19 protein-coding genes are annotated in these 20,913 nt (G+C 44.7%); 3 read left to right on the top strand and 16 right to left on the bottom strand.

The window, feature by feature from the left end; all coding sequences use genetic code 11:
* Positions 1 to 55: 55 nt before the first annotated feature.
* The 4 genes from ACQ5BJ_RS00855 to ACQ5BJ_RS00840 all read right to left on the bottom strand — a co-directional run bounded on the left by ACQ5BJ_RS00855 (position 56) and on the right by ACQ5BJ_RS00840 (position 5,191).
* Positions 56 to 982 (bottom strand): TetR/AcrR family transcriptional regulator, encoded by a 927-nt coding sequence (locus ACQ5BJ_RS00855; protein ID WP_005549488.1) that lies wholly within the window; start codon positions 980 to 982, stop codon positions 56 to 58.
* Between the two features lie 155 nt (positions 983 to 1,137).
* Positions 1,138 to 2,364 (bottom strand): MFS transporter, encoded by a 1,227-nt coding sequence (locus ACQ5BJ_RS00850; protein ID WP_430107869.1) that lies wholly within the window; start codon positions 2,362 to 2,364, stop codon positions 1,138 to 1,140.
* A gap of 959 nt (positions 2,365 to 3,323) precedes the next feature.
* Positions 3,324 to 4,181 carry an ATP-binding cassette domain-containing protein gene (locus ACQ5BJ_RS00845; RefSeq protein WP_005549491.1) on the bottom strand — a complete coding sequence of 286 codons (858 nt, stop codon included), beginning with the start codon at positions 4,179 to 4,181 and terminating at the stop codon, positions 3,324 to 3,326.
* Between the two features lie 548 nt (positions 4,182 to 4,729).
* Positions 4,730 to 5,191, bottom strand: a complete 462-nt coding sequence (locus ACQ5BJ_RS00840; protein WP_005549492.1) for a DMT family transporter — start codon at positions 5,189 to 5,191, stop codon at positions 4,730 to 4,732.
* A 221-nt stretch (positions 5,192 to 5,412) separates the two neighbouring features.
* Here ACQ5BJ_RS00840 and ACQ5BJ_RS00835 point away from each other — a divergent pair, with 221 nt between their 5' ends.
* Positions 5,413 to 5,538, top strand: a complete 126-nt coding sequence (locus tag ACQ5BJ_RS00835) for a hypothetical protein (RefSeq protein WP_005549493.1) — start codon at positions 5,413 to 5,415, stop codon at positions 5,536 to 5,538.
* A gap of 63 nt (positions 5,539 to 5,601) precedes the next feature.
* On the opposite strand, the gene efeB is transcribed toward ACQ5BJ_RS00835, so the two are convergent.
* From efeB to ACQ5BJ_RS00815, 4 genes are all read right to left on the bottom strand, one after another.
* Positions 5,602 to 6,843, bottom strand: coding sequence for an iron uptake transporter deferrochelatase/peroxidase subunit (gene efeB / locus ACQ5BJ_RS00830; RefSeq protein ID WP_430107865.1), 1,242 nt, complete (start codon positions 6,841 to 6,843; stop codon positions 5,602 to 5,604).
* Between the two features lie 17 nt (positions 6,844 to 6,860).
* A complete protein-coding gene (gene efeO, locus ACQ5BJ_RS00825; RefSeq protein WP_430107862.1) occupies positions 6,861 to 8,039 on the bottom strand; it encodes an iron uptake system protein EfeO in 1,179 nt (392 codons plus the stop codon).
* Positions 8,036 to 9,502: an FTR1 family iron permease gene (locus ACQ5BJ_RS00820; RefSeq protein WP_005549497.1), complete on the bottom strand. Its 1,467-nt coding sequence runs from the start codon at positions 9,500 to 9,502 to the stop codon at positions 8,036 to 8,038. Before ACQ5BJ_RS00820 ends, efeO begins: the two co-directional genes overlap by 4 nt.
* 91 nt (positions 9,503 to 9,593) lie before the next feature.
* A complete protein-coding gene (locus tag ACQ5BJ_RS00815; RefSeq protein WP_268593605.1) occupies positions 9,594 to 9,722 on the bottom strand; it encodes a hypothetical protein in 129 nt (42 codons plus the stop codon).
* Between the two features lie 105 nt (positions 9,723 to 9,827).
* On the opposite strand from ACQ5BJ_RS00815, the gene ACQ5BJ_RS00810 reads away from it, so the two are divergent.
* Positions 9,828 to 10,493, top strand: coding sequence for a glutamate--tRNA ligase family protein (locus ACQ5BJ_RS00810; protein WP_306416472.1), 666 nt, complete (start codon positions 9,828 to 9,830; stop codon positions 10,491 to 10,493).
* Positions 10,494 to 10,553: 60 nt separating this feature from the next.
* On the opposite strand, the gene ACQ5BJ_RS00805 is transcribed toward ACQ5BJ_RS00810, so the two are convergent.
* Both ACQ5BJ_RS00805 and ACQ5BJ_RS00800 read right to left on the bottom strand, forming a co-directional pair.
* Entirely contained in the window at positions 10,554 to 11,444 is an 891-nt protein-coding gene (locus tag ACQ5BJ_RS00805; protein ID WP_005549500.1) for a DMT family transporter, read from the bottom strand.
* A 156-nt stretch (positions 11,445 to 11,600) separates the two neighbouring features.
* Entirely contained in the window at positions 11,601 to 12,794 is a 1,194-nt protein-coding gene (locus tag ACQ5BJ_RS00800; RefSeq protein ID WP_005549501.1) for a dicarboxylate/amino acid:cation symporter, read from the bottom strand.
* Positions 12,795 to 13,155: 361 nt separating this feature from the next.
* Here ACQ5BJ_RS00800 and ACQ5BJ_RS00795 point away from each other — a divergent pair, with 361 nt between their 5' ends.
* The gene (locus ACQ5BJ_RS00795; protein WP_262866784.1) at positions 13,156 to 13,863 is read left to right on the top strand and encodes a peptidylprolyl isomerase; all 708 of its coding nucleotides are present in this window, start codon (positions 13,156 to 13,158) and stop codon (positions 13,861 to 13,863) included.
* Between the two features lie 193 nt (positions 13,864 to 14,056).
* On the opposite strand, the gene ACQ5BJ_RS00790 is transcribed toward ACQ5BJ_RS00795, so the two are convergent.
* From ACQ5BJ_RS00790 to ACQ5BJ_RS00765, 6 genes are all read right to left on the bottom strand, one after another.
* The gene (locus ACQ5BJ_RS00790; protein ID WP_005549505.1) at positions 14,057 to 14,539 is read right to left on the bottom strand and encodes a hypothetical protein; all 483 of its coding nucleotides are present in this window, start codon (positions 14,537 to 14,539) and stop codon (positions 14,057 to 14,059) included.
* A 129-nt stretch (positions 14,540 to 14,668) separates the two neighbouring features.
* A complete protein-coding gene (locus tag ACQ5BJ_RS00785) occupies positions 14,669 to 15,529 on the bottom strand; it encodes an amidohydrolase family protein (RefSeq protein ID WP_005549507.1) in 861 nt (286 codons plus the stop codon).
* 14 nt (positions 15,530 to 15,543) lie between these two features.
* Positions 15,544 to 18,645 (bottom strand): GNAT family N-acetyltransferase, encoded by a 3,102-nt coding sequence (locus ACQ5BJ_RS00780; protein WP_430107855.1) that lies wholly within the window; start codon positions 18,643 to 18,645, stop codon positions 15,544 to 15,546.
* Positions 18,646 to 19,105: 460 nt separating this feature from the next.
* Positions 19,106 to 19,504 carry a DivIVA domain-containing protein gene (locus ACQ5BJ_RS00775; protein WP_005549511.1) on the bottom strand — a complete coding sequence of 133 codons (399 nt, stop codon included), beginning with the start codon at positions 19,502 to 19,504 and terminating at the stop codon, positions 19,106 to 19,108.
* A 207-nt stretch (positions 19,505 to 19,711) separates the two neighbouring features.
* Positions 19,712 to 19,882 (bottom strand): hypothetical protein, encoded by a 171-nt coding sequence (locus ACQ5BJ_RS00770; RefSeq protein WP_005549512.1) that lies wholly within the window; start codon positions 19,880 to 19,882, stop codon positions 19,712 to 19,714.
* Positions 19,883 to 19,979: 97 nt separating this feature from the next.
* A complete protein-coding gene (locus tag ACQ5BJ_RS00765) occupies positions 19,980 to 20,912 on the bottom strand; it encodes a D-alanine--D-alanine ligase (protein ID WP_268619805.1) in 933 nt (310 codons plus the stop codon).
* Between the last annotated feature and the right edge of the window lies 1 nt (position 20,913).

The following is a 20,913-nucleotide window of genomic DNA, read 5'->3' as shown; positions in this document are numbered from 1 at the left end:
GTCTTCCGAGTCTACAACATTATTTTCTTCGAACAGCAAGAAGCACTCTCGCGAATTAGCGAAGAGTGCCCTGGGTATAACCGAATGTACTATGAATCGATTGACGCAAGTGATCGTATAACGGAGTTCTTGTCGCGATTACTTTCAAATTGGACAACATTCCAAGCAAGATTACCTTGCGTGGACGTACCTGAAGCAATTCTTCTTCGAGAACGAGAATCGAATCGAGGATATCCTGCTTATTCAATCCTTCCTTCGAACCATCTGCCGCGTTGTCTACAACCTCCCGCAATTGCTTTACAAGTACAAGCGGATGCAGGTTCTTCATCTTCATTTGATCTTCGTTCCATAAGTCGAACATGCTGCCATTCAGCAGCGGTTCAGGCCGATATTTCAACAGCCCCTCAGCCAAATAATCCATGCTGCTTACGAGATATCTGCTTAACCGCTCTATCTCAATCGGAACATGATCAAATAACCTCATGTACATATAGGTGAAAATTAAACTGCTCAGCAAGGTGGCAGCATCCAGCGCATAAGGAGTAAATGGTTCCCCGTAAATTTCGTGCAAGGACTCCGTAAGCGTATCAAGATTGTACTTGCTTATCTTCTGCATAAATTCGCGTAGCTCTTGGCTTGCTGCATGCTCTGTATTGTCCCGCATCTGCATCTTAACAAGCTCTGGATGCTCGTTCCAGATATGCAGATAGATCTCAATCTTGCTGACTAACCGATCACGCGGATTAAGCTGATTCTCCCGTTCCATCAATTGCATGCGATCTTGCAGCAGCTTCGCTTGATATTCAAAAATAGTCAGCAGCAGTTCATCCTTAGAGCTATAGTACTGATACACGCTCCCTTTCGACATTTTGCAAAAAGAGGCGACTTCCTGCATCGTTGTTTGCATAAAGCCCTTGGACGCAAACAATTTCATGGCAGATAATAGGATTTGCTTCTTCTTTTCTGGCATAAGTTCTTCCATGTAAATGTCCTCCATGACATCATTCCATTGAGTTTCCAGTATGACTAATAAGTTCCCACCATCATAACAAAAGTGGCTGTTACCTGCAACCACGGGAGCAATAACCTATAAACATGGAGATCTTTTCAGATGTCGCTGTATGATGACCAGGGCTATTATAGTGCCTTCGAATCTTTACTATGCTTTGACGCTGTCGAATATGCGGCATCCTGCTTCCAGCTTACCAGCATGACTGTGCTCGCGAATAACACGATTGCTCCGAAAGCGTATGGGATTTGGACATGAATGTCAAACAGTATCCCTGCGATTGCCGGCCCAATAATGTTGCCAAGACTCATGTAAGCATTGTTCATTCCTGCGACAAACCCCTGTTCATCCCCTGCCATTTTCGATAGCAATGTATTGATAGCCGGACGAACGATTGAAGTCGCCACAAAGAACAGCATTGTAACAAATAATATGAGGAAATAATTCGATACGAACAAAAGCAAAATCATACTTATCCCCGAAAGACCGAACATGGCGAGCAGAACCTTCTTTTCTCCGAACTTTCGAAGCAAGCGTTCGATTAGCACGGCTTGGCATATCACTCCGATAATAGCTCCTAGCGTAATCATGAGTGAGATATCCTTTGGTGTAAATCCATATTTCACATCCACATACAAGCCAAATATCGCTTCAAAATTTTGCAGTCCAAACGTTAAGGAGAACACGAGCACCAAAAGCATAAAGTATGGCGCTTTCATTGAAGCTGCCATCTGCCGAAGAAGGTTATCTTGCTTCTTATGACTGCTTCTGGCTCGCATGCGCTCTTCCATCGACAGCGATTCAGGCAAGAATAACAAAGTGACTACTGTTGAAACTCCAGCAAGTGCAGCTGCCGTGTAGAATGGGATACGTATTCCGTAATCCGCCAACATACCGCCTATTCCTGGTCCTATGACTACACCGAGCGTCATAGATGCCATAAGCAGTCCAAGTCCCTTCCCACGTTTTTCTTCTGTCGTGATATCCGCCACATAAGCCATCATAGGAGGTGTCATCAATGCTGCTGAAATCCCTCCAAGCAGACGAGAGGCATATAACATCCACATTTCCTCTGCAATCCCGAACATGATCTGCGAAATCGTGAACAACCCGATTCCTGCCACAATAGGCAGCTTCCTCCCATATTTGTCCGACATCTCTCCTGCGATTGGCGAGAACAGGAACTGTGTTAGCCCGAAAGCTGCAACGAGATATCCCATCGCTTGCCCAGTAGCTCCGAACTCAGTTACATATTTGGGCAATATGGGGATAATGAGTCCCATCCCTACCATCGCAATGAACATGTTAATCATCAGAATGACAAGTGAACCTGATCTTTGTGTTGATTCAGACAATCCCTTCAACTCCTCTTTAGAACCCATAAGTTTTATTATTGACCTATTGGTCGATTTCAATACTACTTCACCCTGATCCACCTTGTCAAATCCTTTTTTTATTTCCTTTGAAGCATAATTGCATCTGCTTGGAATTTCTGCATACTAAAAAAAGCAGCTATCATGACGAGAAATCTCGCCGATAACTGCTTTAATTCATTATTATGGTCAACATAAAATATACAGCAAAAAATGATGTGCATTTCTTTCTTATGGTGAATCTAGTTTACGTTTATTAAGTACAAATAAGAATAAAGCACCTATCATGATCCCGTAAAGTAGTGATGCTCCAATCGCCGATATTTTTACAATAAATGCCGTATCGTCATAATCAGATAGAACATTTAGCGTTTTGTTTAGGGGCGGGAATAGTAAAATTGCATATTTCAGCCTCTCTGGTAATAGATTTTCGAGCGGTGTTGCACTAAACGTAATAACGACTAAAAGACTTAGCATTAGGAAAGACGTTACACGCGAACGAATGAATTTCGAACTAAACCAGCAGGTTAACGAAACTGCTAGCCAGGATATAGATAAATGATAGAGTAAAGACATGAATAATTCTTCAAAGCTAGGATTCCTATAAAATTTGTGAAAGATCGCCGGAAACAGTACTGCGTATAGGGCAAGTGGAATAGTAAAGATCCAGCTATATAATAATTTTGATAAATAAAGACGATATAAGCTGCCGGAGTGTATCATCGTCACTGCTTCTTGGCTAGGTGTCTCGAGATCAATGATTGTATAGCATAATACGCATGCAACAACAAATAGAAATGATGTAGAAAACGCATAGCTTTCCATTACTGGATTAGGTACTACACTATAAACAAAAAAGATTCCAAGGATAAAAACAAAAGTAGGCGGTCCATATCGATAGGAGCGCATAAAACAGGTATGTAAAAACGAAAACATAGAAATCATGAGTGGGCCATCTCCTTTCGTTGTAAGGTGATGATCTCTACGCCTCTATGTACGAATTCAATCATAAAACCATGATAATCCTTTTGCATAATGATAAATGTAATCCGGCCATTTTCATCTTTCCAAGTAACCTGTGGAAAAAGACTCGTTAGGTGGCCAAGTGCTCCCTTAGTTAAAACACATTCAAGCTCGAAAAATGTAGTGCACGGACGTTGAGAAGCTTCGATACGTTCCTCCCTTAACCTGCCTTGTTGAATCCAATAGATACGACTTTCTAATTGAGTTGCAAGTAAAGGATCATGAACAGCAGCTAAAATAGATGTTCCGTTTGCTTTTATTGTTGTCAGGGAAGCAAGCAAATGCTCGATCGATTCTTTGTCCAGACCAGAGAAAGGTTCATCCAACACAAGCAGATCCGGACTATTGATCGTAGCCTGCATTAAGTTAACTTTTTGCAGCATCCCTTTCGAGAAATGAGTCATCTTTACGCTTTGGCTTTGTTCGAGATTAAAAAACGTGTGCAGCTCCTTAATGCGCTCTTGAAGATCATTTCTTGGTACATTTGATATTTTGCCCATGTGGGTCAGGTATTCCGTTGATGTCATCCTTAATTTTGACAACCGATCGGGCGTATACCCGATCACTACTTTTGAATGCTTCAGTACTCGTTGGCCCGACGTGAATGGAATTAATCCGGTCACAATTCGAAGCAGCGTGCTTTTGCCTGATCCATTGCTTCCTCTTAATATGATACATTCTCCTTGCTTAATATTTAGCGAAATATCCGACAAAACAACTCGATCACCATATTTCTTCGTAACTTCCTTTAATGTCAATAGTGCATCCGATGCCATTTCCCCACCACCTTAAAAATACATATATTTATCATGTTAACATAGTTACCCCTCTCAAGGGATATAATGCCTTCCAATGCGATGAGCATCCAACTTAAGCAGGAGGGAGCCATGAACAATATTGATGTACCGTTCGGTAAGATCCGCTCTAGTTGCCTGTACCTTGTCACTCCGCACCTTGATTAATGTTGACGGAATAAAGGCCCAAGCCCATAACGGTTGTAAATTCCATCGAGCAATATTCGTTGTACTTATCAATCAGCCTACAGCAAGCGGGCAGTATCTTTCAAAGACGGTTAGACGCAAAGAACCCGAGAGAGGGCACTTGTATTAACGTGTCCCTCTCTCGGGTCATATGATTCTCAAAAGCTCAACTTTCGTAGCAAGAAATGTCGCTAAGAGCATCTGATTTAGTTCCGCATTCGGAGTAAAAAACTATTGTTCTCCAGCAACTTCGTGCGCAATACAGAATCGGCATCATTCTCATCAACAAAGATTGGCCATTGGCAGTCCACTTGTCACCAGACACCTATCTAAGCGCCTTCTATCTAGCCTTGAACACGATGCTGCTCACCTTGTTCGGGGCCGCTTATCTCGTCCTCCATGGCAATAGGCGCTCCCTCTGTCCGGTTCAGTTTTGCATCCGCTTCGAGTGCTGGCCTCACTGCATCAGATTGACTGCTTTCATGACCTCCACCCTGCAAATTCAACCCAATTACGCCGAGAATAATGAGCAGGATAGAGATAACCTTAATCCAAGACATTGACTCAGAGAAGAAATAATATCCGATAACTGCGATCGCAGCAGTTCCCATACCAGACCATATGGCATATGCAACACTAACATTAATCTGCTTTAGTGAAAAATTCAAGCTCGTAAATGCGAGCAGGTAGCAGACAATCATCAGAACGGACGGTATTGGCCTTGTAAAGCCATTCGACATCTTCATTGAAATCGTTCCGATAATCTCCAGTGTAATCGCACCAATTAAGTAAAGCCAACTCATCATCCTTGAATCACAACTCTTCCCCCATGTCTATCGGCATTCATCATTATGTCTATGGATAATAGGACAATAGAGCTATTATGTTCCATGCTCCACGACTTGTCAAATGACTAGAATGCATATAAATTAGGCGTTTCCTTCCCCTTATTCGTCTAGTCAGCGTGCTTCTAACCTACATACACATATAACGTAAGATAAATGCATGATGAAAGGAGCCAATGAACATGTCTGAAGTATGTGGTCCAGTTGGAGGCTTTTGTGGAGGTTTCACTAGCATTGGCGTAATTCTTGTTCTCTTCATTTTGCTCGTCATCATTAGCCGTTCTTGGGGTTGCGGTTTCGGTTTCTAACCACACCAACAACCCCGGCTGTTGCTGCCGGGGTTGTTCCTCTACCGTCTGCTTTTGGATTAATTACGATTCAAATAATGCCTGAGCGATATACTGTCCTTGTGCGCACCCTCCTGGCATTGCAAATAATGCGCTCGCCACCGTCTTCGTATACTCGTTCATCTTATCCTTCTGCCCTAGGATTTTTAACATAGGGACAAGCTGTTTGTATGGATTTTGCTGATAACTGATAAACAGCAGGCCTGCGTCCGAATAGCCCGTCTTTGTATCCAATTCGCCTGTGTAAGAATAAGCTCTTCTCACAATCTCCTGTCCGGTTCCTTTTGCTAATCGAACATGCGAGTTTTCAGGCTGTGCACTCATATCAACCGAATCGAATTCATTGGCACGGCCATAGGGAGCTCCAGAGTATTTATACCTTCCGAAGGTATCCTCTTGATCCTGCAACGAAGAACGATCCCAAATTTCTAGAAACATCTTAATCTTTCTGTAGGCCATATAAGAACCGCCGCTCATCCATTCTGGCTCATCCTGCCCTGCCCATACAACCCGTTCCATCTCCATATCCTTGCTCGTATCGATATTGGCCGTCCCATCCTTAAAGCCAAATAGATTGCGAGGCGTTCTCCCTTCCTTCATGCCAAGGAAACCATGCTGCATCCATCTGACGGTTGCAAGGCCAAGTGCATTGCGTGTTAAATTGCGTATTGCATGAAATGCGACCTGCTGATTATCTGCGCATACCTGTATGCACAAATCGCCATCACTATGCTCAGGATGAAGTTCCTCATTCGCAAATGAAGGGAGCGTCTTTAAGAATCGCGGCTGATGCTTGGCTAAGCCATATCGATCTACTCCGTCCTTCAAGAAAAAGCTTGAACCAAAACCAAATGTAATCGTAAGACGACTGGATGAGAAGTCCAATGCTTCTCCCGTATCAATCGGCGGCAAGTACTTATTATCTTGCTTCGTACTAATAGCTTCCCCCTTCGTCAACACATAGCTTAAACTGGTCCAATCCCGGAACAGCTTGATGACATCACTCCGGCGATTCGTCGTCAAATCGAGTGCAGCTATGTACATAAATGATTGCTGTGGTGTCGCGATGCCTGCCTGATGCTTCCCGTAAAAGGAAATCCCCTTCTCCGACTCCTTACTTTCTTCGGTTGTCTCCTTCTGTTCGCCTGCTTCAGGCTTCAGAAGACTGAACGCACCTAGTCCTCCAAGCGCAACTGACGTTCCTGTTAATGCCGTAAGTTTTAACATTTCCCGTCTACTCAGCTTGCTTGATTGCTTTCCGTCCATTGCTGGTCATTCCCCTCTTACAACACATTCGCAATTTGAGACATCGTCTGCGACAGCGAAGTGAGCTTCTGGCTCATATCGCGAATTTGTTTCTCCTCAAGCTTATCATAGGCGATAAAAGAATCGCCTTGGCGATATTGGTTCAATGCTATTTCGAACTCTTCGAATTGCTTATCCAGTTTTTCCGTTACATCTGAATGTGAGCTTACGAGCGCGCTCTTCACTGTCAAATAGACTGCCTTGGAGCCCTCTACATTGGCTGCTAAGTCAACCAAATCCATACGAGAATAGCGCTCTTCCTCACCAGTAATTTTCGAGATGCCGGCCTCATTCAACAATTCCATAGAGCCAGCAACCATTTGTTCCGGTGTAAGCTGCACATTTTGGATCATGCCATCAAGCTGGGCTACATCCTTCATAAGCTGCTTCGCCACATTGGTTTGACCTTCCAACTTCTTTTCGATCCAGAGAGCCTTCTCAATTCGGTGGAAGCCTCCCCATTTCGCAATATCCTCTGCATCGTTCTCACGTGCATCAATGCTTGGATCAAGGTCACCGAAGCTTTCCGCAATCGGCTCGATTCGTTCATAGAAGACACGTGCCTTCGGATACAATTCCTTTGCAGCATTCATATCTCCTTTAATAACTGCATCCGTGAATGCCTTAGTCGCCGAGACAAGCTCTTTGCTTTGCTCCCGTACATATGCTTTATATTCGCCTGCAGCCTTTTGGAGCTGCTCACTTGCTTTGTTATTGCCCTTCTTCGCAGAAGCCAACTCAGACAGCGCCGTCTTCAGCAATGGTATCTCTTTCTTCATCGTTTCTGTATTCGGTTCATCCTTAACCGCTTCAATATAGATAGGTTGAAGATGCTTCTCAATTTCCGTATACTCGAACGGGAATTCCGTGCGAACCCCATTTTCGAACGAAAGCCAAAAGCTGTTCATTTCTTTGCCCTGCTTTTTGACATCGTCCATTTTATTGGCGTTAACAGCCTGTTCCAGTTTGTCGATGAATCCATTGAGCTTATCAACCGAGTCCTTCATTTCACTGGTAATGCCAGAATCCTGTGCACTTTCTTGAACGGCCTGCTTCCCAGTATTCGCTCCATCAGTACCCGTGCTTGAACTGCTGGAGCAGCCTGCAGCCATCCAGAATGTACATGCAATTGTTGTTAATAATAGAATTCGCTTCATAGACTTCGTTCCTCTCTACTCGATAATGAATGATTGCGCTTAGGTATGAACAGCATGCCAAGAATGAACAAGATAATGACAAGCTGTGGAATTGTACTGTACAGCGACGGGAATACGCCCAAAGCCGAAATCGTCGGCATATGGTCTGAAATGCTGGAAGGAATCAGGCCTGCCAGCTGTAAGCTATGTACGCCGCTTCCCATAAATTTAAGGCACATATATAGAACAATAACTGTGGAAATTAAGAAGAATGGCTTCAACGGTATTCGAACACCCAGCTTCAGGATCAGCACACCGACAATCAAGAGAATCACGAAGCCTGTTAACAGCCCGCTAACCAGTTCAAATGTACTCAACTTTCCAGTCAATCCGATCAAGAAAATGACCGTTTCCAATCCCTCACGCAGAACGGCAAAAAAAGCAATGAGCGCAAAGGAGACTATTTTGCCGCTTACCGCTTCCCTCTTCTTTTCCTGAAGCATGCTGTTCCACTTCTCTATATTGGATTTGCTATGCAGCCAGTACCCGACATAGAGCAGCATCAGTGAAGAAAATACCCCAGACACACCTGCCAGCACAAAATTGTTCTGTCCAAACATCGACGCAGATAGCACGTAAGATACGATCAGCCCAATAATAAGACTGGCAGCTAAGCCAAGCACGGTTCCCCCCCATACCCATCGTGAGGATTTCTGTTCATTCGTTTTCTTCGCAATCGTCAGCAAGGAGCCAATGACCAGAAGAGCCTCCAAGCCTTCACGAATGGGGATCAAGGCCGCATCCCACATATTGTAAGCATTATTCTCCAATGGAGTTAGGCTGTCGATCATTTGCTGCAGTGTGCGGATTGCCTTCTCTGGCTTTGAGTCCACATAGGACAGCAGCAGACCTAAGTTTTGCTCGGACTCGTTATACACCTGCTGCGATTGGGTCACTACATCCGCCTCTACCGTAAGCCAAGATTGAACCAGCATTTCAATGCTCGATTTTGCTTCCGCAATTTTTCCATCTTGAATCTGCTGCTTCGTCGTTTCGAGTGATGTTACATACTCACTTAGCGTCATGGCGCCTTTGCTTTTATTTGCTCTTGCTACGAGAATGCTCTTCTCATAGGTCTCTACAGTCGACAAGAGCTGTTCAAGTCCCTCTTTCATCTCGTTGCTATCATGATTCAGCAAGCGATTCGCAACAAGCGCCATACTCGATTCAATTTTGCTGGCTGCCTTCCAATTCTCTTTCTTTACAGCTCGTTTACTGTCATTCCATACTTCCTTAAATTTTTGGAAAGCTAGATTCCCCTCTGTAATGTGAGAACTGCTTGCCGCGTCAACCGCTGTCTTGGCAGCTGATACAAGTTGCTTTGCGAGTTCATAGCTGTCAGATTGTTGTGCTAACACCACATTCGTGCAGCTTGACCATAACACGGCACAGATAATGACCGTCGCGACAACTAACTTCTTCATGCTTCACCTTCTTATTGCCCGAGTCTTATAATTGATAATGATTATCAGTATTGTTAGATTAGTACGCTCAACAGGGATTGTCAATCTTTTTTTAGAGGAATAAGCAGCCAACTGGTTGATCCTGATTGTCATGCGGCATGTAGAGAGAAGCAGTGGTCAATACTGAAAGAATACGATTCGCCTCAAGCTTGACCGCTCGACGCGCTTGGACGATTTCCATATGATAGGGCACATACACATTTTAATGACGGGAAATGGTGATTAAGTTGATTAGAAGAGGGAGGTTCGCTCAACTCCATCGGGATCAATGCACCTTGGCAATGCAATGACAGCATTATTGGCATGGCTGCAAATGCGAAGTGTAAATGGAGAGCTAGTACTGCGTAACAATGGCGGCCCATATGAACCATACACACAGAGCTTGCGCCAATCTTACTATGAAGAGGCCTTGCAAAAGCTGCATGAGAATGATTGGCTCTATCCCTGTTATTGTAGTCGGGCTGAACTGCAGTCTATCGCGCACGCCCCTCATGGTTTGGCTGCTGAAGGCTCCGCTTATCCAGGTACATGCAGAGGCGTATCAATAGAAGCGCAAGCGATTCGCGCTGCACATAAGCAGCCTTCGCACCGCTTTAAAGTCGCGAATAAAGTTATGTCCTTTCATGATGGTGTACTCGGAGAAATGACATCAAGTTATAACAATCGCTTATCCAAAAGGAATTGTTCACTTTCCATCGCTGCTGCTCGACAGGCAAGCACGCGCCCAGAGCATCTTCTTGGATGGCTTGCTTACTGGAGCGGCATCATTGATCGCCCAGAGTCCGTGCAGCCTAACGAACTCGTGGAACATTTCAGCATATCACGGATTGGACGTCATTCTGTTGTTGTCGAACAAGAGGCTATAAAGCAATTAGTCGGGAAGCTCACTTCATTACAAGGCGCATCCAGCATTTCAACAATTTTTCCATATAGACGGGCTCCCTTCGACTGATTGCTCCCCAAATCAATGCTACGACCCTATGATAAGCCGATTTCAATTACGTAACTTCGCTCAATCACAAGTAAGCTTCGCTTGTTCTTTGGGCTTTATCATGGCGCAAGCCATTCCCGCGAAGATGAGCAAAATCCCTCCGATCTGCAGCGTCGTTGGCCGAAAACCTGTAATGAGCGTGTCCAACAATATAGCGACGGCAGGATCAAGAAAGACCAGTACCGATATCATACGTGTCGGCAGTTCCCGCAAACTGTCAAAGAATAATAAATAAACAAATCCCGTATGTATGAAGCCTGTTGCTACAATCGCAAACCAATTGCCAGCTGTTAATGTAGAGTAAGAAGACATATCAACGAATGGCAGCAGCAGCACGATTCCTAGGCTCGTTTGTATAATCGTAATCGCATACCCGCTTAATTCGACAACTCCCTTGCCCAGCAAGGTTGTCATTGCATAAAAGACGGCTGCCATCAAAGCCCATACTACTCCGGATGATAATAATTCGCCAGCACTTGCCCCTCCCTCGATACCGATAACAAAAACAGTACCTACGAAACAAATACCAACAGACAATACAGACCATACCGTTAGCTTTTCTTTGAATAATATACTGCCCATCAGCACCACAATGACCGGGGCAAGATGATAAATCGAGATGGCTATCGTAATGGACATCCATTCAAAAGATTTGAACAAGAACACCCAGTTTCCAACGAGAAACACGCCACACGCTAACGTTTGCAGCAATTCTCGCTTGCTCCACTTTTCCCTCCGATATTGTCCAGTTGCGATCCAGCAGAGACCCAAAAATAAAGATGCACAGATGCACCGGACGAAGACAAGCTCCATCGAAGGCAGACCGGTATGCTCTGAGAAAAATCCGATAGAGCCAAAAATACACATCGATACGATCATTTTGATCATAGGCAGATAACTCTTGCTCTTCATAGTAGTGAAATCCTCCTTCTCTGTATTTCTCATGGTAGATTTGTTTTCAATAGGATGCGACATTACTGCCTTACTATATATTACCACATGATGGAAACAGAAAGAGAAGGGACAAGCTGTTGCCTGTCCCTTCTCACTATTCGTGTTCTTATACCGTTACTCCATTGTCTGTTCTTTGGTATTTTCATTCAATCTTAATCTCTGCTTGAAGGAGTGAATGATCTGTGCAATCGCTCCGTCTCCTGTCACATTAGCAGCTGTTCCGAAGCTGTCTTGTGCAATATAGAGCGCGATAGCCAGACTGATCATTGCTTCGTTGAAGCCAAGCATCGATTGAAACAATCCGACAGCCGCCATCACGCCCCCACCTGGCACACTTGGTGCCGCAATCATGGATATGCCTAACATGAAAATGAATGGCAGCATCGTGCTTACTGACAATGATGCCCCGTTAATATACATGATCGCACTGGCTACTGAAGTAATTGTTACGGTAGAGCCGGTAATATGAATTGTAGCGCACAGCGGCACTACAAAGTTCGATACCTCTTCATCAGTGCCTAGCTTTTTCACTTGAGACATTGTCACAGGAATCGTCGCTGCTGATGATTGCGTACCTAGTGCGGTAAAATACGCTGGAAGCATCGTACGCAGCATCGAGATTGGGTTGCGCTTGTTTAAAATTCCCGCAATTGTGTACTGTCCGATTATGACAACAAAATGAAGAATTAAGATCATAATAAATACTTTCAAGAATACTTGCAAGATGAAGGCAACCTCTCCAGCCTGCGTCATGTTCATAAAAATACCCGCAATATGAAACGGAAGCATCGGAATCAAAATCGTATGAATTACCTTGCCTATAATCTCTTTAAACTCCAGCGAAGCCGTAAGCAGCACATTGGTTTTTAAAATTGTAATACCGACGCCAATGACGAACGATAACAGCAGCGCAGTCATAATATCGAATGCAGGCGGCATATCCAGTTTGAAAAAGCTCTTTAGCAGCATCTCTTCTGGATTGTTGGCTCTAAGTCCGGATGCTCCTGAGAGCAGCCACGGAAATGATGTTTTCGATACTACGTAAGCGAGTATGCCTGACAAAACCGTCGATACATAAACGATTAACGCCGTAATACCGAGCAGCTTGCCCGCCCCGCGTCCCAACTCACCTATGCCAGGGATAATAAAGCCAAGAATGATTAACGGTATGAGAAAGCTCAGAAATTGCCCGAATATATGATTAAACGTAGCAAATATGCGTATAAACCAATCTGGCATAATAAACCCCGCGCCAATTCCGAGCAGGATCGCAATAACAATGCGCGGAAATAATCCTAATTTTTTCATCATCTACGCTCCTTCCTGTCCACGCAAACAAAACAAATTGATTGTCCATGTACAGTAGACATATGTATTCTTCTTGAACACATTTTCCAATATAGCATACAACAGACTGGAACAACACTGACAATTTACGGAATTTTTAATATCGCTTTCGCCACACATTATGTACTGATGTGCATGAAGTCTATTAATCCAGCTATGAAGCATCACCATTTCATTGGTTTCTTAAAGGTAGTAACCACGATGATTTTTGCCCTATTGATTGTCTCCGTAGTTGTTTAGGATTATGCTTCGCTGCTCATATGTGGTAATGTGTTAATGAGACTATGGCAAAAGGGCCTGGACAATCAAGGAGGTTATGTAGTTGAAGCGTACACGCTATATTCAAATCTTCACCCTCATGCTTGCCGTACTGCTTATTGTCGCTGGCTGCGGCAACAAGCCGGCTTCTGAACAAAATGGAGCGGCAGACACCACAAACACGGCTCAAGACAGCAATAAGCAAGCATCGAAAAACGAAAAGGAAGACACCAAAAAACCATCCAATTCCAAAAATCCAATCGTCACAATCGAGATGGAGAGCGGAGACAGCATGGAAATTGAGTTGTATCCGGATAAGGCTCCTAACACCGTGAACAATTTTATCTCGCTTGTAAACAAAGGATTCTATGATGGAACCATCTTCCATCGTGTCATTCCTGGATTTATGATTCAAGGCGGCGACCCGCAAGGCATTGGCATAGGTGGGCCTGGCTATTCCATTAAGGGTGAATTTTCAAATAATGGTGTGGAAAATGATCTGAAGCATACGGAAGGCGTCCTATCTATGGCGCGCTCTCAAGATCCGAATTCAGCAGGCTCCCAGTTCTTCATTATGGTAGCAGACGCACCTCACTTAGATGGGGACTATGCAGCGTTCGGTAAAGTAATCAAGGGTATGGAGACCGCTCAGGCGATCGTGAATGTGCCAAAAGGGGCTGACGACAAGCCTGAAAAGGAACAAAAAATGAAAAAGGTTACGGTTAATACATTCGGAATTACGTATCCGGAACCAGAGAAAACGCAGAACTAACGTATAGCATATATTTGATAACAGGGACAAAAGAAGGCTGGCTCCTTCTCATTGTCCCTGTTCTATATCTATATATTACCCATCAATGGGAATCTCGAAATCATGCTGATGTGCTGGTGTGCACTCTATTTATCGGCTCAAGGTGATATCGCAGCCTGAATTGAGTCGCAAGGAGAAGGAGACAGGGGCTGCACTACTTGCGTGCGGCCCGTTGTCCTGTGCTTGCAGCGCTGCGAGATGAATGCGATTGAATCGACGGGTTCAATTTGCGCGCTCGCTTTCCAGAATGACGCCGGCTGACCGCTTTTGCACGAGTCCCTTTCGTGAGCGCGATAGGGCCCATTAACGATTGAAATGTGTTATACATGGATCGCGCTTGCTGGAACATGCCGAACATCTTCTGAATTTTGCCGAACGTGTTCATCAGATCGTCGATTCCGTACTGTCTATTGAACGATGCATAAGGACCGCCTGTTGCATCGCCTGCCGCTTCCTGATTCACAGCAACCGATGATGCAGCGGGGTCAGTTGGGGCTGTTAGTCCAAATACATTTTGATTCATGTAAGGCGCAGAAGCTTTCGTTCTGCCCGGCTTGCTGATAGTTCTTGAGGTAACTTTAGGCGAGGCGGACAACTTTTGCTTCGGCGTCGTACCTTTGCGTCGAGACGTTCTCATGATGACGACCACCTTTACCTCTGCTAGTGTGAGTGGATTCCACTAAAGAGTGGAAGCCTTACAAGATAATCTATGCGCATCCTCAACAACTCGTATGGGTTCATGTCTCTTCCCCTTGCTTTTGTGCTATTACCTAACAAGCGGAAGAATCTTAGGAAACACCCGTAAGGCGTTGTGATAAAATACATTTTCTTGATATTTCTCGGGAATGATCGACTTCACAAATTCAATATACGTCCCAATCGGCGCAAGCGGCCAATCTGTACCGAAAAGCAGCTTATCATAATGGTCACAATACACGATGGCATGGCGCAAATGCTGGAAAAACAACGGTGACTCCTCATCCAAACGGGCAAACCTTCTTGAGTCTCCTACAAGCAGTCCCGACAAATCCGCATACACATTACGGTTCTTGTACACAACCTCGGCCCCATCCAGCACCCATGGATCACCGAAATGCGCCATCATCATCGTCACTTCCCGATGCTTAACCGCAACCTCATCTATCGTTAATGGGTGTGAATACTTCAACAGCCCTCTTTCTGAGTAGGTATCACCGCTATGAAATACAACCGGCACCTCATATTTCGCCGCTAATTCGTATACGCGATCATAGACTTGGTCGTAGGCATAGAAGGGATAGTAGCCAAGATATAATTTCAATCCAACGGCGTTAGGCTTCTGAAGCTCCTGCTCAACCCGCTTCCACGAATCTTCATCACATTGATACGGATTAATGCCAATACAATAAGCAATCGAAGCCGGCATATCATCTGCCATATCGAGTATCATCGGATTTATTGCGTCTGCGTCCGGGAACCCATCCGCCTTAGTTTCTGCCAACCCCATTCCAATTCCGAGCACAACATTATGGTCTGCGTATTCTTGCAGCAATCCATTTGCACTATAATCTACACCCGATAATTGCCTAGCTGTTCGATGGAATTCTTCGATATGAGATAGGTGCATATGGGCATCAATGATTTTCATGCCTTGTCCACCTCCTAGTCAGATTGGGAAAAGCGGATTGCGCGAAGATCAGTTAATGCCTCCGGCTCAATTCGCTCCATAGAGAACAGCAACATGACAGGCGAAGTTCGCAGTGTCTGACCGTTCGGGATGTTCAGATCATGGGTAATACTTGCAAGTGACACCTCTTTATTTACATATACATTTGAACGGGCAGCAGTATGATCGGAGATGATATGAAGCAGCGCTGTCCTGTCATTAGAGCCGAATCGACAATCTGAATTTTCATAAATATCAATGACACCTTTGCCTTGAGGGAAAGCAATTGTCCGTCCGCAATGGGCATATGATTCCACCCAGCTGTCCTGCATCGCTTCACCCTGATGAACAAAAAATTGTTGTTCTAACCGATCACTCAAAAATGCCCGGGAATTCTGCAGCACATCCGTGAAATAACACAAAATCGGTACTCCTGGCAATAACAGATAGTAATTGCTCAGGCATATCCCTTTATACTTCTCATGCTCTTGAATGTTTAAATCAACACGAATTCCTTGCCATTCATTATGATGCTGATCGGACAGCTTCACAAATTGAGCTGACCGCTCTTGCTTCAGCACCGACATCGATCTAAGTTGATTCAGATCGGAGTAGATACCTCCCACAAACGGATTCCACCATGACTTCACGTCTCGTGACGGGTAGTTGTTCATGAGCCATTCTTCTCCTTCTACTTCGAGCGAGAACAGAGAAGTATAATAATCAGGCGCCGCCTTTATTCGGATAACCCCATTGTCAGCAGCGAAAACTTTATAGTTTGATTCTAACGTCTCTACACATTCGATCGGTTCCGTCAATTGGCGGAAAATCGCTGCTTGGTACTGGCCAATCTCCGTATCCAAGCTCGTGCTTACATCTACGACATCTATGGATTGAAGCAAGGGCCGCAATGTTATGCTCACCTGGGTTGCCTCTTCCTCTGGCGTGATGGTAGACTGTGCTTCAATATCAGCCGAATAGCGATAGGACATTTCCACATTCCCATTCCAAGTGCTTTGCTTTCGATCCTGCAAGATCAATGTCGGCTCTCCCTTCACGAACGGATTCCGATCACCGATCATTAGTTGGGTCTGCGGGACAAGATGGACAGGCTCATCCCAGCCAGTCTGCATTGCAAGTGCACGAAATGACCGCCAATCCGTAAAACTTCCCAGAGATACGATAATCGTATCACTCTTGACAGTTGCACGAGCATCAATCGCTCCAAAGCTGGTGTTCAAATCAAAATGCCAGCTCTGAAAATTCAACTGGTAGGCCTCGCTCCAACAGATCCCGATCGGCAAGCCGTGACCACGGTTGAACAACCAGCGCTCCGTAATACGATTGCTGTCCCAATACTCATAAGCGCTCCCAATCGAATCACTCATTTCAACATACTGACCTTCATAAGGAATAATTGCTCGGAAGAGATCTTTTCGAATGGATTGGGATACCCATAGCTCGTGCGACATAGGCTTGTCCCCTTCATTCGTTGCTTCAAACCAACGTTCAACGATGCCATCCCTATGTAACCGGGTCATCACCTTCAAGAGAACATGCGGGAAGGCCGAGGAGCGAAAGTGTACAACCTTTAACATTGCTCCATTCGCTTCTTGAATAAATTCCACTTCAGCAGGTGCTTTCTTAGAGAACTCGTCCGAAAATGGCGTTCCAAGCTTCGGATATGACATAAATAATTGCTCTTCCATTCCTATGCATCTAAGCTCCGAGTCATGATGCTCCTTGTTCATAGTTACAGCATATTTCCCATTTCCGATATGCCAACCTAGATTACTCTTGCCTTGATAGGCAGCACCTACTCCTGGGAATGCCGCACCAATCCGTTGCACAAATGTCAGCGAATCGCCAGACTCTGACTCAGCATAGATTTGAATATCGGCTTGATAGTAACCAAATTCAAGAACATTATAATGGATGGCAATAGATTGTCGAGCAAGCGGCTCTAAGCTAATCTCGAGCTCGCTCTGTTCCCATACGATAAGCTCTTGGGATGGAAGGAAGAAGCGGAATGTGGCCCGGTCTGATAGATGGCTCTCAAAGTCAATATAAGCAATGCCTTGCCTTCGATGGTACCCGCCGTCATTTGGCAGCTTCATTTCCACTTTGGCTGGGAGCTTGGGAAGAACACCAACACGAAATTGCGCAGCTTTTCCGTTAATGAGCAGCTCTGTGCATACAGCAGGGCTTGTTTTCCATTTACTCAGCTCTTCCTGCAGTTCCTGGACATCGAACTCAGCTGTTAAGCAGACATCTCCTATCACATCAACAGCAGAATGCCAATCAAAATGAATATTGCGATCACTTACGCCCCGAAGTTCAATGTGAAGAGGCTTCTGCGTCTTATTGACAAGACGATAACGGATCGAGTACGTTCTTCCGCAAATAAGAGCAGAAGAGTCAACCTCCGCTGCCAACAAATAATCGTCTGTCTCAATCAGCCTCATCCCTCGCCCTCTGCGTTCAAACTCAACTCGGAGTCTCTTGCCGGACTTTCCCCATTCATAAGCATAGTAATCGAAGCCATTTTGTTTGATTCCGTCGGGGGTTACATTAATTTCGCGAATGGAATCTTCGTACCAATCTAGCTGCTCAAAATAGGGAGCAAGTGCTTCGGTGCGAACGACGGTCGGGATAAAGTTCATGAGATGTGTAGTATCGTCACGATCTTCCCAGAAGAATCCGCACTTTTTATACAATGGGACTGCCTTGGTATTACTCTGCCATGTGTAGAGATCCAACCTCGGCCAGCCTAGCTCAATCGTATCCTCAACGGCTTTTGTAACGAGCAGCTTGCCGATCTTTTGACCGTGATAATCAGGATGTACGTTCAATAGCTGCACATAGAGTGCTCCTGTATCTTCCCGATACTCGCATATTTTGCAATACCCTACTACCCGTTCTCCATCAAGTGCCAGGTATAAGGCAAGAGTATCCGTGTTCTCCTCCTGCTGCCTCACCTGCTGTGCAGTCATTCTCGAGTTTCCGCCGCCGAATGATTCATTACTATCATTCCACATCTCGGCGATCGCTTCTGCTAATTCAGGTCGATATTGCTCTAATCGAATAGTACGAATCATGCCGCATCCTCCCAAGCAATACAAAATTGGTTTCTTGCGCGAATCATGATGCCATAATATGTCATCACCAATTATGATTATATCATCATCATCGTGGATAAATGTTACATTTGGAGGATTGCACCCTTGATGAATCCATGGGGCAACCTTGGAGGCAGCGAGTATTGATTTAGTCTTCATAAGCGGGATCACTTGGGGGAACAAGGGCAGGATTCGGACAGCATAACCAGAAGTTAACGCGAGTTTCAGAGACACCCTGATTTTACCTTTTCGATAAGCTGCGGCGGCTCATCACTTATTGTATGTCTGACAGTTAGGGAAGCTGCACATATACCGCTACTCTACGAGAATCAGCGAGCGGGAAGCGAAGACTTGATTACATGCTAAAAAACCCGCGGCTTCGCGGGTGTCTTTATGTATTGGGCCAGCGGCACACCTTACAATTGTGCCCCTGGTCTCATTACATGTCTTTTTCTGTTTCTCGTTCGATGGTCATACGATATTTCAATTCCGTAATATTCTGCTCCATTTTACGAACGATATCCTCGATGAACTTCACATCAACAGAAGGACCCTTGTTGAGGGATTCATCACGTTCACGGTGCATCATCGAAATCTTGTTCGCTCGTTCTTGCAGCTTTAATTCCTTGTACTTCTCCAACAAATCTGAAATTACCGCATAGAATTGGCTATAGTCCTTAATGATATCATCAAGAAATGCATCTACTTCATCTGGATCGTATCCACGGAATTTGATTTGAAAATCCTTCTGATGAATCGTGAACGCGTCCAGCGTAATGCCCAGTTGTTCAAACAATTCTTTTTGATGGTCATATTGCTCGTTCTTATTCTCTTCCATCTCTGTTCCTCCGTTCCATGCCAATCAGATCAAACTTCAATGTTTGATCGATTCTATCTAAAGAACACAGTATCAGCACTAACCGAACATTTCAAGTGTTTCCTTGTAATCTGTAAGGAAATGGCATAATGCCGCATTATCAATCTTCCCCATATAGGAAAATGCCTCAGTCTCTCTCGCAGAAACTGAGGCAAAATGCTGATTCAGTTAAGATACAGTATCGTTCTTTCTCGTTGCAGAACGATTGGCCTCTGCTTGCTCGAATGCTTCCCCACTGAACTCTGTATCCGTGTTATTCTCAGGAACAGGAAGCTTATTCAGCTTCGTCGTTTGAACCTCAGCTTTTGTTGCATGATCATGAGACGGCTTGTTGTTCATTGCTGCCCCTCCTTTCCTAACCTAGGATCGAAGGTTATTATGTGCATGTACAAGCTTTCCCATTCATTTAGAAGGTATGGCTGACGGCTTGCATCTTTTATTTCACAAGCTCACCATGAATGGGCTGACGCGTATGTTCTTGAAGGGAAATTTCAATAATTTGAGTAAGCAGTTCACTGTAGGATATACCCGCCGCTTGAGCACTCTTTGGCAGCAAACTATTTTTCGTCAATCCAGGAAGAGTATTCACTTCGATCACATACGGAACTCCTTGGTGAAGAATCATATCAATACGTGCATATACGCTGCATTGTACTGCCTCATACACACCAAGAGCCGTCCGACGCACCTGCTGCAAAATTGATTCAGGTAGCTCAATTACGACTTCATCCGCACCGCCATCCTCATATTTAGAGGAATAATCGAAAAATTCCCCCTTAGGCTTAATAGATAAAACCGGAAGCATTTGCCCATTCAAAATGGAACATGTTATCTCGTCGCCTTGAATATATTGTTCTATCAGTATCTCTGTGTCGTAACTGAACGCTTCCTGCAGGGCTGTCTCTAGCGATTCAGCATGATGCACCAGCTGCACGCCAATGCTTGAACCACCTGCATTAGGCTTGATGACTAGCGGGAATCCGAGTGCTGCGCCAATTTGGTCAACATCGTATGCTGAACCAGCTTGCATCAAGAGCCAATCAGCAGTTGCGAAACCTTCACACTTTACAATCTTCTTTGTTAACAGCTTATTCATGCACAGACTGCTTGATAAAATGCCGCTGCCTGTATAGGGAATACCAAGCGTATCAAGCGTTCCTTGGATCGTTCCATCTTCTCCGAACGCACCATGAAGAGCAAGCAGCGCAACATCAATACCTTTCACTTTATCAATCAGCTCTGCCTTGCTGTTCAATACGATAGGCACAGCTTGATATTTTCTATCTAAGTTCTTGATCATTTCCTGACCTGTCATAAGTGAGACGTCTCGCTCCGAAGATACGCCCCCCATAATGATACCAACCTTCATC

Source organism: Paenibacillus sp. B1-35 (assembly GCF_050474385.1).
Lineage (GTDB): Bacteria > Bacillota > Bacilli > Paenibacillales > Paenibacillaceae > Paenibacillus_B > Paenibacillus_B alvei.
This window is presented reverse-complemented; position numbering and strand designations above follow the sequence as displayed.

Bases quoted from the DNA above. Each gene is read 5' to 3' on its own strand.
- ACQ5BJ_RS00775 (WP_005549511.1), bottom strand. From the start codon at position 19,504: ATGGAAGAGAATAAGAACGAGCAATATGACCATCAAAAAGAATTGTTT.
- ACQ5BJ_RS00855 (WP_005549488.1), bottom strand. From the start codon at position 982: ATGGAAGAACTTATGCCAGAAAAGAAGAAGCAAATCCTATTATCTGCC.
- ACQ5BJ_RS00805 (WP_005549500.1), bottom strand. From the start codon at position 11,444: ATGAAGAGCAAGAGTTATCTGCCTATGATCAAAATGATCGTATCGATG.
- ACQ5BJ_RS00790 (WP_005549505.1), bottom strand. From the start codon at position 14,539: ATGAGAACGTCTCGACGCAAAGGTACGACGCCGAAGCAAAAGTTGTCC.
- ACQ5BJ_RS00820 (WP_005549497.1), bottom strand. From the start codon at position 9,502: ATGAAGAAGTTAGTTGTCGCGACGGTCATTATCTGTGCCGTGTTATGG.
- efeB (WP_430107865.1), bottom strand. From the start codon at position 6,843: ATGGACGGAAAGCAATCAAGCAAGCTGAGTAGACGGGAAATGTTAAAA.
- ACQ5BJ_RS00815 (WP_268593605.1), bottom strand. From the start codon at position 9,722: ATGGAAATCGTCCAAGCGCGTCGAGCGGTCAAGCTTGAGGCGAATCGT.
- ACQ5BJ_RS00810 (WP_306416472.1), top strand. From the start codon at position 9,828: ATGACAGCATTATTGGCATGGCTGCAAATGCGAAGTGTAAATGGAGAG.
- ACQ5BJ_RS00785 (WP_005549507.1), bottom strand. From the start codon at position 15,529: ATGAAAATCATTGATGCCCATATGCACCTATCTCATATCGAAGAATTC.
- efeO (WP_430107862.1), bottom strand. From the start codon at position 8,039: ATGAAGCGAATTCTATTATTAACAACAATTGCATGTACATTCTGGATG.
- ACQ5BJ_RS00840 (WP_005549492.1), bottom strand. From the start codon at position 5,191: ATGATGAGTTGGCTTTACTTAATTGGTGCGATTACACTGGAGATTATC.
- ACQ5BJ_RS00765 (WP_268619805.1), bottom strand. From the start codon at position 20,912: ATGAAGGTTGGTATCATTATGGGGGGCGTATCTTCGGAGCGAGACGTC.
- ACQ5BJ_RS00800 (WP_005549501.1), bottom strand. From the start codon at position 12,794: ATGAAAAAATTAGGATTATTTCCGCGCATTGTTATTGCGATCCTGCTC.
- ACQ5BJ_RS00770 (WP_005549512.1), bottom strand. From the start codon at position 19,882: ATGAACAACAAGCCGTCTCATGATCATGCAACAAAAGCTGAGGTTCAA.
- ACQ5BJ_RS00780 (WP_430107855.1), bottom strand. From the start codon at position 18,645: ATGATTCGTACTATTCGATTAGAGCAATATCGACCTGAATTAGCAGAA.
- ACQ5BJ_RS00835 (WP_005549493.1), top strand. From the start codon at position 5,413: ATGTCTGAAGTATGTGGTCCAGTTGGAGGCTTTTGTGGAGGTTTCACT.
- ACQ5BJ_RS00845 (WP_005549491.1), bottom strand. From the start codon at position 4,181: ATGGCATCGGATGCACTATTGACATTAAAGGAAGTTACGAAGAAATAT.